Source organism: Nonomuraea sp. NPDC052129 (assembly GCF_040680095.1).
Lineage (GTDB): Bacteria > Actinomycetota > Actinomycetes > Streptosporangiales > Streptosporangiaceae > Nonomuraea.
Map to the genome: position 1 here is coordinate 98,359 of NZ_JBFAVX010000006.1, position 14,514 is coordinate 112,872.

Here is a 14,514-nt window from a genome sequence, read left to right on the forward strand (position 1 = left end):
AGGGGCCGCTCAGGGAGAAGGCCGCTCAGGGAACGGCGGTGAATTCGGTTGCCCCCGCGTGTATGGCGTCGGTCATGCCGCGGTGCCAGGCCACGTCACGCCACATGCCGGCGAACTGCGGCCCGCAGAAGTTGCTGGTCGACAGCGCCTCCCAGCGACCGGTGGCCAGCGCGGCGCGTACCCCGACCTCGCACAGCTCTTTGATCCAGCCCCAGTCCCGGCCCGGCCCGTCCTTGTAGTTGACGATGGCCCAGCACTCGGTCGTCACCAGCGGCTTGCCGGCCGACCGCGACCACTCGGCGACGCGCTGGATGTGGTCGATGAGGCCGCCGGCCCACCGCCCCGGGTCGGCCCGGTACAGGCGTTCGGCCGGGCCGGACAGCGGCTCGTAGGCGCGCGGGTCGAACTGGGAGTGCTCCAGGTCGTAGCCGATCTCGTCGTAAAAGCCGGTGGCCTGCGGCGTCATCCACACGTGTGGTTCGAGCAGGTCCAGCTCGGTGAGGTCCTCACCGTCGGCGCCGGTGGTCTCGGTGGCGCTGGACAGCGTGTAGCGGTGGCGCGGATGCTTGGCGCGCAGGGTGGCGATCGCCTCGCGTGTCCAGCTTCGTACCCGCTCGTCCGCCCGGGACAGCGCGGCGGCGTCCGCGTCGTTGCCGTACAGGAAGGGCGCCCACATCGCCAGCGGCCACTCGTTCACCAGGTCCACGAAGTAGATCGCGTCGGCCAGACCTGCCTCCTCGATGGCCGTCAGCGTGACGTCCCAGACGGCGGCCAGGTCGGCGGCGGTCCGGATCCGGGATCGGGTGTCGAGCTCGTCCCGGCGGAACCAGGAGGACAGCGCCACCCGCAGGCCCCTGCTCGCGCACGCCTGGATGAACTCCAGCAGCTCGGGCAGCACTCGTACGGACACCGGCTCGGTCGCGCCCCACTGCTCGAAGTGCCAGACGGGCAGCAGGCGCCAGGTCCGCCCCGGATCGGCCGCCACCAGGTGGGGGAAGGCGTCGATGCGCACCGCGTCGTAGCCGCGCTCGACGAGCTCGTCCAGCGCGCGATCCCAGTCTTCATACCCGGCGCCGTCCCAGCGCCGTTCGAGCCAGGAGAAGTCCCACATGGTGATCGCCAGAGGTCTGCCGGTCAACGTCATAGTTCTCAACATCCGTCCGGACTGTGGTCTTACCAGATTGCTAGAGCTTTGCTGGCAGTGGCGCCACTGTCAAGGGTGATTTGTTTCTTGCGGATTACTGGTCTTACCAGATACGGTCCTGGAATCATGAGTACCCAAGCCGTCGTGAGCGGACTGGAGACCATCCGCTGTTCGATTCAGCCCAACGTGCTGCTGGTGCGGCTGCACACCGACGACGGGCACGCCGGCCTCGGCGAGTCGTTCTTCGGGGCCGAGGCGGTCGAGGCCTACCTGCACGAGACCGTCGCACCCCTCCTCGTCGGCGCGCCGGCGCCCAGCCCGGAGCGGCTGCGCCGGCTGCTCACCGGCCATGTCGGCTTCCAGGGCAGCGGCGTGGAGACGCGCGGCAACGGCGCGGTCGACCTCGCCGTGTGGGACCTGCTGGGCAAGACCACGGGGCAGCCGGTGTCCACCCTGCTCGGCGGGCCTTTCCACGACCGCCTCCCGGTCTACAACACCTGCGCCGGCCCCTCTTACATCAAGAACGAGCCGCGCCAGGCCGTGTCCAACTGGGGGCTGGCGGCGTCGGCCTACGACGATCTGCGGGGCTTCCTGGAGCGGCCGGCGGAGCTGGCCAAGTCCCTGTGGGAGGAGGGTTTCCGCGCCATGAAGGTGTGGCCCTTCGACCAGGCGGCCGAGCGTACCGGCGGCATGCGGCTGGACCGGGAGGACCTGCGCGCCGGCCTGCGGGTGCTCGACGAGATCAAGAACGCCGTGCCCGAGATGGAGGTCATGGTCGAGTTGCACGGGCTGTGGAGCCTGTACGCGGCCGTCGGGCTGGTGCGCGAGCTGGAGCGGTTCGCCCCGTTGTGGGTGGAGGATCCGTTGCGGTCCGACAGCCACGGCTCCTACGCGACGCTGCAGGCGTCGACCTCGGCGCCGCTGGCCACCGGCGAGACGCTGACCGGGCAGCGGTCCTTCCGCGCGCTGCTGGAGCGGTCGGCGATCCGGGTCGCGATCATCGACATGGGCTGGTCGGGCGGGCTCACGGAGGCTCGCAAGATCGCCGCGCTGGCCGACTCGTACGACATCCCCTTCGCGCCGCACGACTGCACCGGCCCGATCTCCTTCGCGGCGTGCGTCCACCTCGCCCTGAGCCAGCCCAACACGCTGATACAGGAGAGCGTGCGGGCCTTCCAGCACACCTGGTACCAAGAGCTGGCGACCGGCCTGCCGCTGGTGGAGGATGGCTGGGTGAGCCTGGAGGGACGACCGGGGCTGGGGGTGGAGCTCGTCCCCGGCCTCACCGAACGCGCCGACGTCACCACCCGCCTGTCCGGGACCCGGCCGTGAGCGTGGTCGGGGATCCGGCCGCGAGCAGGGGCCGGATGGCCGCACTGCGTTGGTACGGGCGCGGCGACGTGCGGCTGGTCGAGACCGAGGTGCCCGCTCCGGGTCCCGGCCAGGTCCTGATCGCGGTCACGCTGTGCGGTCTGTGCGGCAGTGACATCGAGGAGTACCGGTTCGGGCCGGTCGTGGTGCCGGTCGAACCGCACCCGCTGACCGGCCGGACCGCGCCGCTCACCCTGGGGCACGAGGTCGTCGGCGTGGTGGCGGAGGCCGGCCCCGGCGTGCGCCTCGCCCCCGGCACCGCGGTCGTGCCGGACGTCGTGCTGGGCTGCGGCCACTGCTGGTGGTGTACCCGCGGCGACTACCCGCTGTGCGAGCGTGGCGCGGCGCTCGGGTTGCAGGACGACGGCGGCCTGGCCGAATACCTGGTGGCGCCGGCCGCGCGCTGTGTCCCGCTGCCCGATGGCCTGCCCGCCGCCGTCGCCGTCTTCGCCGAGCCCGCGGCGGTCGCCGTCCGCGCGCTCGACAAGGCCGGCGACGTGTCCGGGGCCGTGGTCGCGGTCGTCGGCACCGGGGCCGTCGGCCTGCTGGTCGCCGAGGTGGCCAGGTGCCGGGGCGCGGCGACGGTCGTCGCGGTCGACCCTGATCCGGGCCGCCGCGCGCTGGCCCGGTCGTTCGGCCTGGTCGGCGTGGCGCCGGACGCCGCCCTCGAAGCCGTACGCGAGCTGACCGATGGGCGCGGCGCCGACGCGGTGGTGGAGAGCGCGGGGCCGGCGGCCGCGGTGGAGAGCGCGCTGTCGCTGTGCCGGCGCGGCGGGAGCGTGGTCCTGCTCGGCGTGTCGCCGGACCCGGCCGCCTTTCCCACGCTGGACGTGGTGCTGGGCGAGAAGCGGGTCGTGGGGTCGGCCTCCCACCGGTGGGACACCGACCTGCGGGCCGCGGTCGCTCTGCTGCACGGCGGGCAGATCCGGGTCGATCGGCTGCCCACGCAGACGGTCCCGTTGTCCCAGGCCGTGGCACGCGGGCTGGCCGACCCGCCGCGCGACATCGTGAAGACCATTGTCGTCATGGGGTGATTTGCGAATTATGCAGATCGGTCTATTCTCGGTGGCGTGGCGGTCAAGGGTGATGAGACGCGGGCGCGGCTGATCGAGGCGGCTCGGACGCTGGTGGAGGCGAAGGGCTACCACGGCACCGGGCTCAATGAGGTGCTCGCGGTGGCGGGAGCTCCTCGGGGGTCGCTGTATCACCACTTCCCCGGCGGCAAGGACCAGCTGGTCAGCGAGGCCCTCGCCGCCGCCGGGCGTGAGGTCGACGGCATCGTGGTCGAGCTGGCCTCGACGGCGCCCAGCTCCCGCGATCTTGTCAGGGCGCTGATGGGGGCGCTGGCCGACAGGATGGTGGCCGCCGACTACGCCAAGGGGTGCCCGGTGGCGACCGTGGCCCTGGAGGTCGCCGCGACCAACGACGTCCTGCAGCCGATCTGCGGGGACATCTACGCGGGCTGGCAGGGAGCGCTGGCCGACGCCCTCCGGGCCGACGGTCATGACGCAGCCGAGGCGGACGAGCTCGCGGCGACGGTGCTCGCCCTGATCGAGGGCGCGCTCGTGCTGGCCCGCGCCGGTCGTAGCCGGACTCCCATCGAGCAGACCAGCCGACGCATCGCCAAACTGCTCGGCACCGCCTGATCCTTTTCGCTGGAGATCGGGCGTTTTTTGTTGTCCACGGATTATGTAGATCGGTCTAGAGAGGTACGTGGGATGAACGAGACTTCGGGGAACGTGCCGGACGTCGTGGTGTTCGGGGCGACCGGCTTCATCGGCAGGTGGACGGTGCTGCGCCTGCTGGAACAGGGCCGCACGGTCGCGGCCGTCATCCGCAACCCGACTCAGGGCCGTACGGGCACGGGTGGCGAAGGTGAGTTGCGGGCTTGGCTGCAAGGGCATGGCGCGGACGCTGCGCGGCTCACGGTCGTGGCCGGTGATCTCACGGGCGGTCCGGGTCTGGGGCTGAGCGCGGCGGACGACGAGCGGCTCACAGGGGTACGGGATGTCGTCAACGCCGCCGCCATCTACCGGTTCGGGCTGGGGCGCGAGGAGGCCAGGACGGTCAACGTCGAGGGCGCCCTCAACGTGCTGCGCTGGGCCGCGACCCGGCCCGGACTGCGCAGGCTGATCCACGTGTCGGGCTACCGGGTCGGGCTGGGCCCACGAGAGCGGTATCCCCTCTCGGAGGCCGAACTGGCGGAGCTCTACCGAGGCCAAGGGGCCTACGAGGGCTCCAAGACCGAGGCGGACGCCGCCGTACGGGTCGTCGCTGAGCGGTTGGGGGTCCCGCTGACCGTGGTGAACCCGAGCGCCGTGATCGGCCACTCGACCACGGGCGAGGCCGGCCAGTACATCGGCCTGGCCGAAGTCGTCCGCGACCTGTGGAACGGCCGCCTTCCGGCGCTGCCGGGAACCGCCCGTACGTTCGTGCCCGTGGAGACCGTGGATCATTTCGCGTCGTTCATGGCCGCGATCCCCGAGCACGACCCGAGGCCCGGCGGCCTGCACTGGGTGCTCGACGAGAACACCCCGAACCTGCCCGATCTGGTGCGCCTGCTCGCGGCCCACCTGGGTGTACGCGCGCCGAAAACACTCGTGCCCGTGTCCCTGATCCGCCGCCGCCCGGCCGCGCTGACCGGAGCCAACCCCGAGACCCTGGCCTTCCTGACCGAGGACCGTTACGACACCGCCTCAGCCGAGCGGGTCGCCGAGGCCGCCGGGCTCCGGCAGCCGCCCGTCGAGACGGCGCTGCGCCGCTGGGCCGATCGGCTGGTGGCGGACCGGTTCGGAATAGCTCCGGCCGTGCTTCCCGGTGGGTTCCACGATGTCGGCGGATCCCGTACCTACGTCGCCGGGGACAGGACCTCGCCCGGCTTCGTACTCCTGCACGGACTCCCCCTCGACGGCGAGTCCTGGCAGGGCGTGCTCGGTGAACTGGACGACGCACCTGCCCTCGTCGCCGACCTGCCGGGACTCGGCCGCTCGGCCCCCACCTCGGCCACCCCGCCGGCCTGGCTCACCGATCTGCTGGCGCCCGTACGGACCCGGCCCGTGATCGTCGCCCATTCCGCGGCGGCGGCCCCTGCGCTCCGCTACGCCGCCGCCCATCCCGATCGCCTCAGTGCCCTGGTCCTCGTCTCCCCCTATTTCCTCCAGGAGGCGGCCCTGAGACCGCTCCGCACACCGGCGCTCGCCACGCCGCTCCTCAAGAGGATCTCCGCCGACCGTCTCGCTACCTCGCTCCTCGGCGATGGCACTTCCTCGGACGAAGCCCACCGGGCCGTGGCGAGCGCCGCCGCCCAGTTGCACCGGCCTGGCGTCGCCCGCCGTACGGCCCGCCTGCTCCGGGACGCCAACCAGCCCGCCGAACGCGCCGCTCTCCAGGCCCTGCTCAGCGAGACGGTCTCGGTCCCGGTCCACCTCGTTGCCGGGCAGCTGGATCCGCTGATCGCCGACCCGGGCCCGGTCACCGTCACGACCATCCCCGGCACCGGTCACCACCCGCACCTCACGCACCCCGCCGCCATCGTCTCGATCATGCGGCGCGTCGCCGCCGAAGCGACCCGCCGGACGTCGGCGTCAGGCCGCTGACCAGGGCAGTCAGGGTGGACCCGCCTGGCGCGCCGGGCTGAGGTCACAAGGTCGGCGCGCCGCTCCAGACCGCGGGATCATGGAGCATGATGATCGTCTGCGTGCCTTCCGCGTCCACGATGTCGAAGGCCCGGGGCATGTCGGGCACCACGGTATCGGCGAATATCGTCTGCGGCCGCTGGATGAGGTGAGCGAGCACCACCGGATACCGCCCGTCCCGCCCGCCTATCGCCACGGTGAAGATGTCGTCCTTGTCGTCGTACTCGAGATAGGCGAGCGGGAGCTTCTCGGCCTGCATGAGATCGCCGAACGTCCGGCTCAGCACCTCGACGGTCACGTCCGAGCCTTCGTACTGCCTTGACAGGTTGTCGAAGAACTGGCGCCATTGCTCGCGCGGCAGCTCGGGTCGCTCCTCAGCCATCTGACGGTTCCTTCCCTCCGGGTACGGGCCCCCGATCTCCTCCATGCTGGTCGGACCGCACCCGCTCGCACATCACACGGTCGGGTAGGTCCTCCCTCAGCCCCTGTTCTGAAGAGCCGCCCGCAGCAGCCCGGTGAGCAGCGGATGCGGCTGTTCCGGTGTCGATCGGGCCTGCGGCACGAACAGGGTCGCCACGTAAAAGGGATGTCCGGGAAGCTCCAGCACCCGCGCCTCCCGCTCCCCATCGACGCCCGTCATCCGGAACCCTCCGTCGTGCAGGGTTCGCCGATGGCCGGGCTCCAGGCCGAAGTTGCAGTAGTACTGCTCCTCGACCTCCGTGAGGCCGTACAACTCGGCTGCCCGCGAGCCCTCCACGAGGCTGACGGGCATGGTCTTGCCGGCGAGCGAGCAGGTCAGCGCGGAGACGAACAGCTCCGAGGCGTACGGGTCGTACTCGCCGTGCTGGGCGTCCTCGAACCCGAGCACGTGGCGGGCGTACTCGATCACCATGTGCTGGAAGCCGCCGCAGGTGCCCAGCGTCGGGACGCCCTGCTCGCGGCCGTGACGCAGGGCGGCGACGGCCCCGGTCAGGCTGCGGTACGGGCTGCCGGGCGCGCACAACAAGGCGTCGGCGGCGCGTACTGCCGACAGATCCCGTTCCAGCGGCTCGGTCGCCTGCCACTGGACCTCGATCTCGATCCCCAGCTCGGCCGAGGCGTGACGTAGCGCGTCGTTCGTGGCCGCGTGCGTAGGGAATGTCGGGTCGAAGTCGCCCACGACGGCGACGATCAAGGAAGGAGCCATGGCGTCCACTATCGGATAGGGCGGACCGGACAGCCAAGTCCGCGCTGCGGCGTCGGCCATGTCGTTCACACCGTTCGACCTGCGGAAATGATAAGTGTCGCCATATGACTAAAACGATCATCGGGGGCGCTCTGGCCGGCGCGGCGCTGCTTACGGCGACCGCCTGCGGGGGCGACGCCCGTCAAATGACCGAGCCGTTCGGCGCTCCTCCCACGCCGTACGTCGCCACCGGGTCGCCCATGAACCCGGGCGACGCCCAAGCCGACCCGCAGAAGCGCTCGGCGGTGAAGAAGCTGGAGGAGGTGGGGCAGGCCGCGACGAAGGCCGTGCCCGGCTCGACGCTCGTCTCGATGGAGACCGAGGAGAACGGCGGCCTCTGGGAGGTACAGGTCGTCGACGACAAGGGCGTCGAACACCAGATGGACGTCGAATCCGGCACCGCCAAGGTCGTCAGCGGCCCACGGGCGGAGGACGACGAGAACGCCGGCGACAAGGCCCGATACCTCGACCGCCTCAAGGCCGCCAAGCTCGACTACGCGCAGGCGGCGGCCAAGGTCCTCGCGGCCGTGCCGGGGGGCCGCATCACCGAGATCAACCTGGACAGCCACCGGGACAAGATCGTCTGGGAGGTGGACGTGGTTCCGCCGAACGGGTCCAAGCAGGACATGACGGTTGACGCGACCGACGGCGCGGTGACCAAGGACAGCCACTCGGACTGATCGGGGACGCCGAGCGCTGACCGCGCCCCCGACGGTCAGCGCACCCCTCCTCAGCGTCAGCGAGCGCGGCGGGTCATCGACCCGAGGCCGAAGCCGAAGCCGGGCCCGAGTCCGCCAGCCAGGCGTCCACCCCCGCCCGCAACCCCGCCTTGAGCTCCTCCTCGGCGAACGAGGCGTCGATCGAGGCACGGGCGAACCCGGCCAGTTCCGCGTCGTCGTACCCGAAGACCTCCCGCGCCAGCGCGTACTCGCCGGCCAGGTCGGTCTCGCCGTCGGTGTTGAGCGTGACCGCCAGCCCCGCCGCGCTCAGCCGCCGCAGCGGATGCTCGGCCAGGCTGGGGACGACGCCGAGCAGGACGTTCGACGTGGGACAGACCTCCAGCGGCACCCCACGCTCCCGCACCTCGGCGACCACCGCCTCGTCCTCCAGGACGCGTACGCCGTGCCCGATCCGCTCGGCGTGCCCGATCGCGAGCGCTTCGCGGATGCTGTCCGGCCCGCCGAACTCCCCCGCGTGGTGCACCAGGCGCACCCCGGCGTCGCGGGCCGCGTCGAGCACCTCGGCGAACGGCGCCACCGGGTGGCTCTCGTCGCCCGCCAGCCCGATGCCGACGACCGCCTCGTAACGGGTGGCCAGCCGCAACGTCTGCCAGAGCCGGTCGACGGAGCGCCGCCGGGAGTGGTCGAGCAGCACCCGGCACTCGATCCCATAGCGGCGCGACCCCTCGGCCAGCCCGTCCAGCACCGCCTCCAGCGGCATCTCCGGCACGCCGAGCCGCTCGCCGTGCGAGGCCGCGGTGAAGGACACCTCCGCGTAGCGGGTGCCCTGGGCCGCCTCGTCCTCGCAGAACTCCAGCGCCACCCGCCGGAAGTGCTCGGCCGTGAGCAGCCGCCCGCGCACCAGCGCCCGATGGTCGGCGAACTCCCGGAACGTGGCGAACGGCCCGCCCCGCCCGGACGGCCCGCCGAACTCGCGCGAGGTCTCGGGGCGTACCGTGCTCTCCAGGTGAACATGCAGGTGGGCTTTGGGCAGCAGCCGTACGTCTCTCACTGTCAGCACCCTAGCCAGGGAAACGGACATACCGCATCTCGATTTGGGTATTGACTGACTGGTCAGTCATAATGATCATATGTCCCCCAGGACGGTCGACAAGGCCGCGCGACGCAAAGAGATCCTCACCGCGGCGGTGCGGGTGTTCGCCCGCAAGGGCTTCGCCGCCACCCGCATCGACGACATCGCCGCCGAGGCGGGCATCGCCAAGGGCAGCGTCTATCTCTACTACGACAGCAGGGACGCGCTGCTGGAAGCCGCCTTCGAAGGCTACCGGACCATGTCGGCCGCCATCTTCGACCGGGCGCTCAACGGGCGCGGGCCCGCGCTGGAGCGGCTGGCCGAGATGGTACGCGAGGTGCTCGGCGTGCTGACCGCGCGGCGCGAGCCCGCCCGGATCATGGTCGACCTGTGGGCGGCCTCCCGTGACTCGGAGGGCTCGCTGGTGGACATGGCGGCCGTCTACGGCGACGCGCGGGCCGTGATCACCGAGCTCCTGCGCCAGGCCGCGAAGGAAGGCGTGCTGCGTGAGGGCCTGGACGAGCGCCACGCGACCGTCATCGTGGGGACCATCGAGGGCTGTCTGCTGCAGTGCCTGGTGGATCCCCGGCTACCGGCGGCGGAGCTGGCCGAGCCGATCATCCAGATCTGCCTGGAGGGGCTGCGCCGACCGGCCGCTTGACAAGCCCGGAGGGCTGATAGAGCCTCCTTGCAGAGATCTCCGGTACACCAGCCACTTCGCCTCTCTCACAGGTGAGGAGACGATGCCGGAAGAACACGAGCCGATGCCGTCGCCCGCACAGCAACGGCTGTGGTTTCTCCAGCAGCTCGCGCCCGATTCGCCGCAGTACAACGTCTTCCGGGGCTACGAGCTGCGCGGGCCGCTGGACGTGGCGGCGCTGCGCCGGGCCCTCGGCGCGCTGGCCGACCGGCACGTCGCGTTACGCATGAGGTTCCCCACCGACGGCGGGGTGGCCCGCGCGGTGGTGAGCGGCACCCCCTTCGACGTCGAGCTGCCCAGCACCGACCTCGGCTTGGAATCGACGGCGGCCGATCTCGCGGGCGAGCCTGGTTGGGACGCGGCGGCGACGGAGTTCGCCCGGCTGTGGTCGGCGCGGCCGTTCGATCTGGCGCGGGACGACCTGATCCGGGCCCACCTCCTGCGCGTCACGCCCGAGTTGCACGTGCTCCTGCTGTGCGTCCATCACATCGTGATCGACGGCTGGTCGGTACCGATCATCGACGAGGAGCTCGGGCTGCTGTACGCGGGCCGGCCCCTCGGCCCGCCGCCCGCCGGCTACCTCGACTACGCCCGGTGGCAGCAGGAGCTGGCCGGTTCCCCCGCGGCCGAGCGGGTGCTCACATACTGGCGGCGGCGGCTGGCGGGCGCGCCCGAACTCATCACGCTGCCCGCCGACCGGCCGCGGCCGAGGATCCAGGACTTCCGCGGCGGCCTGCTCGTCACGCCCGTGCCGGTGGACGTGACCGCCACGCTGCGGTCCTTCGCCGCGGCGCACCGGGTCACGCCGTACACCGCCGCCTACGCCGCCTTCGCCGTCCTGCTCGCCCGCTACGCCCGCGCGAGCGACCTGGTGATCGGCGTGGTCGTGGCCGGGCGTTCGCGGCCGGAGTTCGCCGGGACGGTGGGCTTCTTCGTGGGCACGCTGCCGGTACGGATGGATCTGTCCGGGGATCCGAGCTTCCTCGCGGTGCTCGCGGCGGCCCGAGAGGCGCTGTTCGACGCCTACGACAACGACCTGCTGCCCTTCGACGTCCTGGTCGACCAGCTGTCCCTGCGGCGCGACCCCTCGTACATCCCGCTGGTCCAAGTGATCTTCCAGATGCTGGTCACTCCGGCGTACGGCACCGAGACGCGCTGGGGCGACCTCGGCTCCCGGCTCTGGGGCCGGGACGTCTCGCAGCCCGCCACCCGCTTCGACCTGGAGGTCCACCTGCTGGACCAGGCCGACGACGACATGGTCATGGAGGTCTCCTTCAACGCCGACCTGTTCGACGAGGAGACGGTCGCGGGGCTGGCCGATGACTACGTGCAGGTGCTGCGCCTGCTGTGCGGCGACCCCGAGCAGCCCGTGTCCGGGGCGTACGCGCTGCTCGGCGGGGGTGCGAGGCAGGTTCGGGTGTCGGTCCGCGACGAGCATGGGGTGTCGTTGCCGTACGGGGTGCCGGGCGAGGTCTGGCTCGACGGGACGCCCACGGGGCTGCTCGGCCGTATGGGGGCCGGCGGGCTGGACGTTCTGGGACGTACGGACGCCGAACTCGTGGTCCGCGGCTGCCGGGTGCCGGCCGAGGTGATCGAGCGGGCGCTGCTCGACGAACCGTCGATCGCGGCGGCCGAGGTCTCGGCGGGGGACGGCGGCGAGCTCACGGCCCGCCTCACCGCCGTGCCCGGTGCGACCCGCCCGGCCCGGCCCGAACTGCGCGCCCGGCTCCGCCGGCGGCTGCCCGGCTTCCTGGTGCCCGGCGCCTTCCTCTGGAACGACGAGCCCTCCCCCGCCGAAGCCCCGGCTCTGAACGTACTGGACCTGACCGCACCGGACCTGGCCACGCTCGGCCCGAACGCGCCTGACCTGACCGCGCCTGACCTGACCGCGCCTGGCCCGAACGCGCCGGATTCGGCCGCGCCCGACCCGACCGCACCGGGCCTGAACGTGTCGGGTCCGGCCGCGCCGGTTCCAGGCGAGCCGATGGTCTTCTTCGTGGCCGCCGAACCACCGGGAGAGGCTTCGTGAGCACGTCAGCGGCGGCCGCCTGTTTCTGGACGCCGCGCCGCCGACCCGGCGCGGCGCTGCGCGCGGTCTGCTTCCCGCACGCCGGCGGTGACGCGCTGTCGTACGCCTCTCTCGCCCGCGCGCTGCCCGACGACGTCGAGGTCCTGGCCGTGCGGATGCCCCGGCCCGGCGACCGATCCGGACCCCCCGTGGCCGATCTCGTGACGTTCACCACCCGGATCGCGGCCGCGCTCACGAACGTGGCGCCGCCGTACATGATGGTGGGCCAGAGCCTGGGCGCCCTGCTCGCCTTCGAGACCGCCAGGGCGGCGCCGGGTATGCCCCCCACGGCCTGCCTGTTCATCTCGTCGGCGCCGCCGCATCGCTGGGCGGAGACGCTCGACCTCTACGCCGCGAACGGCGCGGACCGGGCGCTGCTGGCGTACCTGCGTGACGGCGATGGGGGTGTGGGCGCGGCGCTGGACGATCCGGCGGCTGAGGCGCTCGTACTCCGGGATCTGCGGGCCGATCTGCGGCTCTTGCAGGGGTACGCGACATCCGTGGAGCCGCGGCTCACTTGTCCGGTTCGCGTTCTGGTGGGTGCCGAGGACCCGGCACTGTCGCCGGACGACGTCACCGCGTGGCGCCGCTACACGACCGGCCCCTGCTCGGTCGGGTCGGTGCCCACCGGCCACTTCGTCGTACGGCAAGGAGAGGTTTTCGTCGTCCAGGAGATCACCCGCGTCGCCGCCGCGGGACTCATCGCCGAGGGAGAATGATGTTCGACGCGGAGATCGGCCGACGGGTCGCGGAGCACGCCGCCCAGGCCCCCGGCAGCCCGGCGGTCGTGTCCGCCGAGGGCGTTCTGACCTACCACGGCCTGGCCACGCGGATGGAAGGCTACCGCGAGGCGCTGGTGGCGGCGGGCCTGCGTCCGGGCGACGTGGTGGCGATGGCGCTGCCCGACGGTGCGACCGGCATCGCCGCGATGCTGGCCGCGTTCACCGCCGGCGTCGCCTTCGTCTGGCTCGACGAGGACCAGCCCGCCGCCCGCCACCGCGCGATCCTGGAGGACTGTCACCCGACGGGCTTGGTGACGACGCCGAACAGCGCGGAAGGGGCCGCAGGCTCGCCTCCAGCGGTGGTGACCGTTCAGGGCGGCCGGGCGGCAGGGTCGCCTCCAGCGGTGGTGACCGTCCAGGGCGACGAGGCGGCGGTCGTCTCGGGCGCGCCGTCCGGGCCGCGAGCGGAGACGGTGCCGCGGGACACCAGCTGCCTGGTCTACACCTCGGGCTCCACAGGCCGGCCCAAGGGCATCGTCCAGCGCAGCGGGAACCTCCTGCACTTCGCCCGCTGGCTCGCCTCGGAGACGGGGCTGCGCCGCGGATCCCACATGCTGCAGCTGGCCCGCCTCAGCTACGACGCCGCCTACCTGGAGATCCTCAGCGCCCTGGACGCCGGTGCCGCGATCGTCATCCCGCCGCCCACGGTGAAGCCCGACGGTGCCGAGCTCCTGCCGTGGCTGGACGGCCGCGAGGTGACGCACGTTTTCTGCGTGCCCACGCTCATCCGCCGCCTGCTGCTGGCCCGGGAGAGCGCGGGCGAGCCGCCCGACCTCGGGATGCGGGCGGTCAGCCTGTACGGGGAGCCGCTGCACAGCTCCACCGTGGACCAGGTACGCGCCCATTTCCCGCGAACGGCGGTCTACAACATGTACGGCCCGGCCGAGACGACCGTGGCGACGTTCCACCTGGTCGAACCGGACTGCACCGGGGACATCCCCATCGGCCGCGACATCCCGGGGGTGGAGACCCTGCTGCGCGGAGCCGACAGCACTTCGGATACTTCGAATGCTTGGAATGCTTCGGATGTGTCCGATGCGTCAGATGTGTCCGATGCTTCGGATGCCTCGGATGCCTCGGATGACGAGGGTGAGGTCTGGATCAGGACCCGGTTCCTCGCCCGCGGTTACCTGGGACGGCCCGCGGAGACCGCCGCGGTCTTCTCGGCGAAGGACGAGTCCGGCCAGCGTACGTACCGGACCGGGGACCTGGCGCGCAGGCGGCCCGACGGCGCGCTGGTGTTCCTCGGCCGCCGCGACCATCAGGTCAAGATCCGTGGCGCCCGCGTCGAACTGGCCGAGATCGAAGCGGTGCTGCGGGCCGAGCCGGGCGTGGCGCAGGCCGCCGTCGGCGTCTTCAGCGACGAGCAGGGCACCGTGCATCCCGCCGCCTATCTGGAGCCGGTCTCGGCGGCGAAGGTGGATGTGCGGGTCCTGCATCGCCACGTGGCATCCGTCCTGCCCGCGTACATGGTGCCCGCCGCGTACGTCATGCTCGACAAGCTCCCCCTCACCGCGACCGGGAAGATCGACCGGAACCGGCTACCGGACCCGAACACGCTCACCTCGGGGACCGGCGCCCGGGGAGCGTTCGAGACCGAGACCGAGCGGCGGCTGGCCGCGATCTGGCGCGAGGTGCTCGAGCGCGAGGAGCTGGGCGCAGATGACGACTTCTTCGAGCTGAAGGGTCACTCCCTCATGGCCGTCCGGATCGCGGCGGCGGTGATCGGGGAGTTCGGGGTGGAGATCCCCGTCCGGGCCGTCTTCGAGCATCCCACCGTGCGCGAATTGGCCGCCTACATCGACGAGGACCCGTCCCGCTTATAGGCGGCCTCCTG

At 71.9% G+C, this 14,514-nt stretch carries 13 protein-coding genes; 9 read left to right on the forward strand and 4 right to left on the reverse strand.

Annotated elements, in window-relative coordinates; translation table 11 throughout:
- Positions 1 to 25: 25 nt before the first annotated feature.
- On the reverse strand, positions 26 to 1,144 hold the full coding sequence (locus AB0L53_RS16420) for a cellulase-like family protein (RefSeq protein ID WP_363993871.1): 1,119 nt from the start codon (positions 1,142 to 1,144) through the stop codon (positions 26 to 28).
- A 126-nt stretch (positions 1,145 to 1,270) separates the two neighbouring features.
- Between AB0L53_RS16420 and AB0L53_RS16425 the strand changes: the two genes are divergently transcribed.
- From AB0L53_RS16425 to AB0L53_RS16440, 4 genes are all read left to right on the forward strand, one after another.
- On the forward strand, positions 1,271 to 2,476 hold the full coding sequence (locus AB0L53_RS16425) for a mandelate racemase/muconate lactonizing enzyme family protein (protein WP_363993874.1): 1,206 nt from the start codon (positions 1,271 to 1,273) through the stop codon (positions 2,474 to 2,476).
- A complete protein-coding gene (locus AB0L53_RS16430; RefSeq protein WP_363993877.1) occupies positions 2,473 to 3,549 on the forward strand; it encodes an alcohol dehydrogenase catalytic domain-containing protein in 1,077 nt (358 codons plus the stop codon). The genes AB0L53_RS16425 and AB0L53_RS16430 overlap by 4 nt, the downstream gene beginning before the upstream one ends.
- Before the next feature lie 36 nt (positions 3,550 to 3,585).
- Positions 3,586 to 4,161, forward strand: a complete 576-nt coding sequence (locus AB0L53_RS16435) for a TetR/AcrR family transcriptional regulator (RefSeq protein ID WP_363993880.1) — start codon at positions 3,586 to 3,588, stop codon at positions 4,159 to 4,161.
- 72 nt (positions 4,162 to 4,233) lie between these two features.
- On the forward strand, positions 4,234 to 6,111 hold the full coding sequence (locus tag AB0L53_RS16440) for an alpha/beta fold hydrolase (protein WP_363993882.1): 1,878 nt from the start codon (positions 4,234 to 4,236) through the stop codon (positions 6,109 to 6,111).
- Between the two features lie 43 nt (positions 6,112 to 6,154).
- On the opposite strand, the gene AB0L53_RS16445 is transcribed toward AB0L53_RS16440, so the two are convergent.
- A complete protein-coding gene (locus AB0L53_RS16445) occupies positions 6,155 to 6,532 on the reverse strand; it encodes a DUF5335 family protein (RefSeq protein WP_363993885.1) in 378 nt (125 codons plus the stop codon).
- Between the two features lie 96 nt (positions 6,533 to 6,628).
- Positions 6,629 to 7,336 (reverse strand): hypothetical protein, encoded by a 708-nt coding sequence (locus AB0L53_RS16450; protein WP_363993888.1) that lies wholly within the window; start codon positions 7,334 to 7,336, stop codon positions 6,629 to 6,631.
- 104 nt (positions 7,337 to 7,440) lie between these two features.
- On the opposite strand from AB0L53_RS16450, the gene AB0L53_RS16455 reads away from it, so the two are divergent.
- Positions 7,441 to 8,055: a PepSY domain-containing protein gene (locus AB0L53_RS16455; protein WP_363993891.1), complete on the forward strand. Its 615-nt coding sequence runs from the start codon at positions 7,441 to 7,443 to the stop codon at positions 8,053 to 8,055.
- Positions 8,056 to 8,128: 73 nt separating this feature from the next.
- Here the strand turns inward: AB0L53_RS16455 and add are convergent, their stop codons facing one another.
- Positions 8,129 to 9,115, reverse strand: coding sequence for an adenosine deaminase (gene add, locus AB0L53_RS16460; RefSeq protein ID WP_363993894.1), 987 nt, complete (start codon positions 9,113 to 9,115; stop codon positions 8,129 to 8,131).
- 70 nt (positions 9,116 to 9,185) lie between these two features.
- Here add and AB0L53_RS16465 point away from each other — a divergent pair, with 70 nt between their 5' ends.
- From AB0L53_RS16465 to AB0L53_RS16480, 4 genes are all read left to right on the forward strand, one after another.
- Positions 9,186 to 9,788, forward strand: a complete 603-nt coding sequence (locus tag AB0L53_RS16465; RefSeq protein ID WP_363993897.1) for a TetR/AcrR family transcriptional regulator — start codon at positions 9,186 to 9,188, stop codon at positions 9,786 to 9,788.
- A gap of 82 nt (positions 9,789 to 9,870) precedes the next feature.
- Positions 9,871 to 11,856 carry a condensation domain-containing protein gene (locus AB0L53_RS16470; protein WP_363993900.1) on the forward strand — a complete coding sequence of 662 codons (1,986 nt, stop codon included), beginning with the start codon at positions 9,871 to 9,873 and terminating at the stop codon, positions 11,854 to 11,856.
- Positions 11,853 to 12,614: an alpha/beta fold hydrolase gene (locus AB0L53_RS16475; RefSeq protein ID WP_363993903.1), complete on the forward strand. Its 762-nt coding sequence runs from the start codon at positions 11,853 to 11,855 to the stop codon at positions 12,612 to 12,614. The genes AB0L53_RS16470 and AB0L53_RS16475 overlap by 4 nt, the downstream gene beginning before the upstream one ends.
- The gene (locus tag AB0L53_RS16480) at positions 12,611 to 14,503 is read left to right on the forward strand and encodes a non-ribosomal peptide synthetase (RefSeq protein WP_363993906.1); all 1,893 of its coding nucleotides are present in this window, start codon (positions 12,611 to 12,613) and stop codon (positions 14,501 to 14,503) included. The genes AB0L53_RS16475 and AB0L53_RS16480 overlap by 4 nt, the downstream gene beginning before the upstream one ends.
- Positions 14,504 to 14,514: the final 11 nt, after the last annotated feature.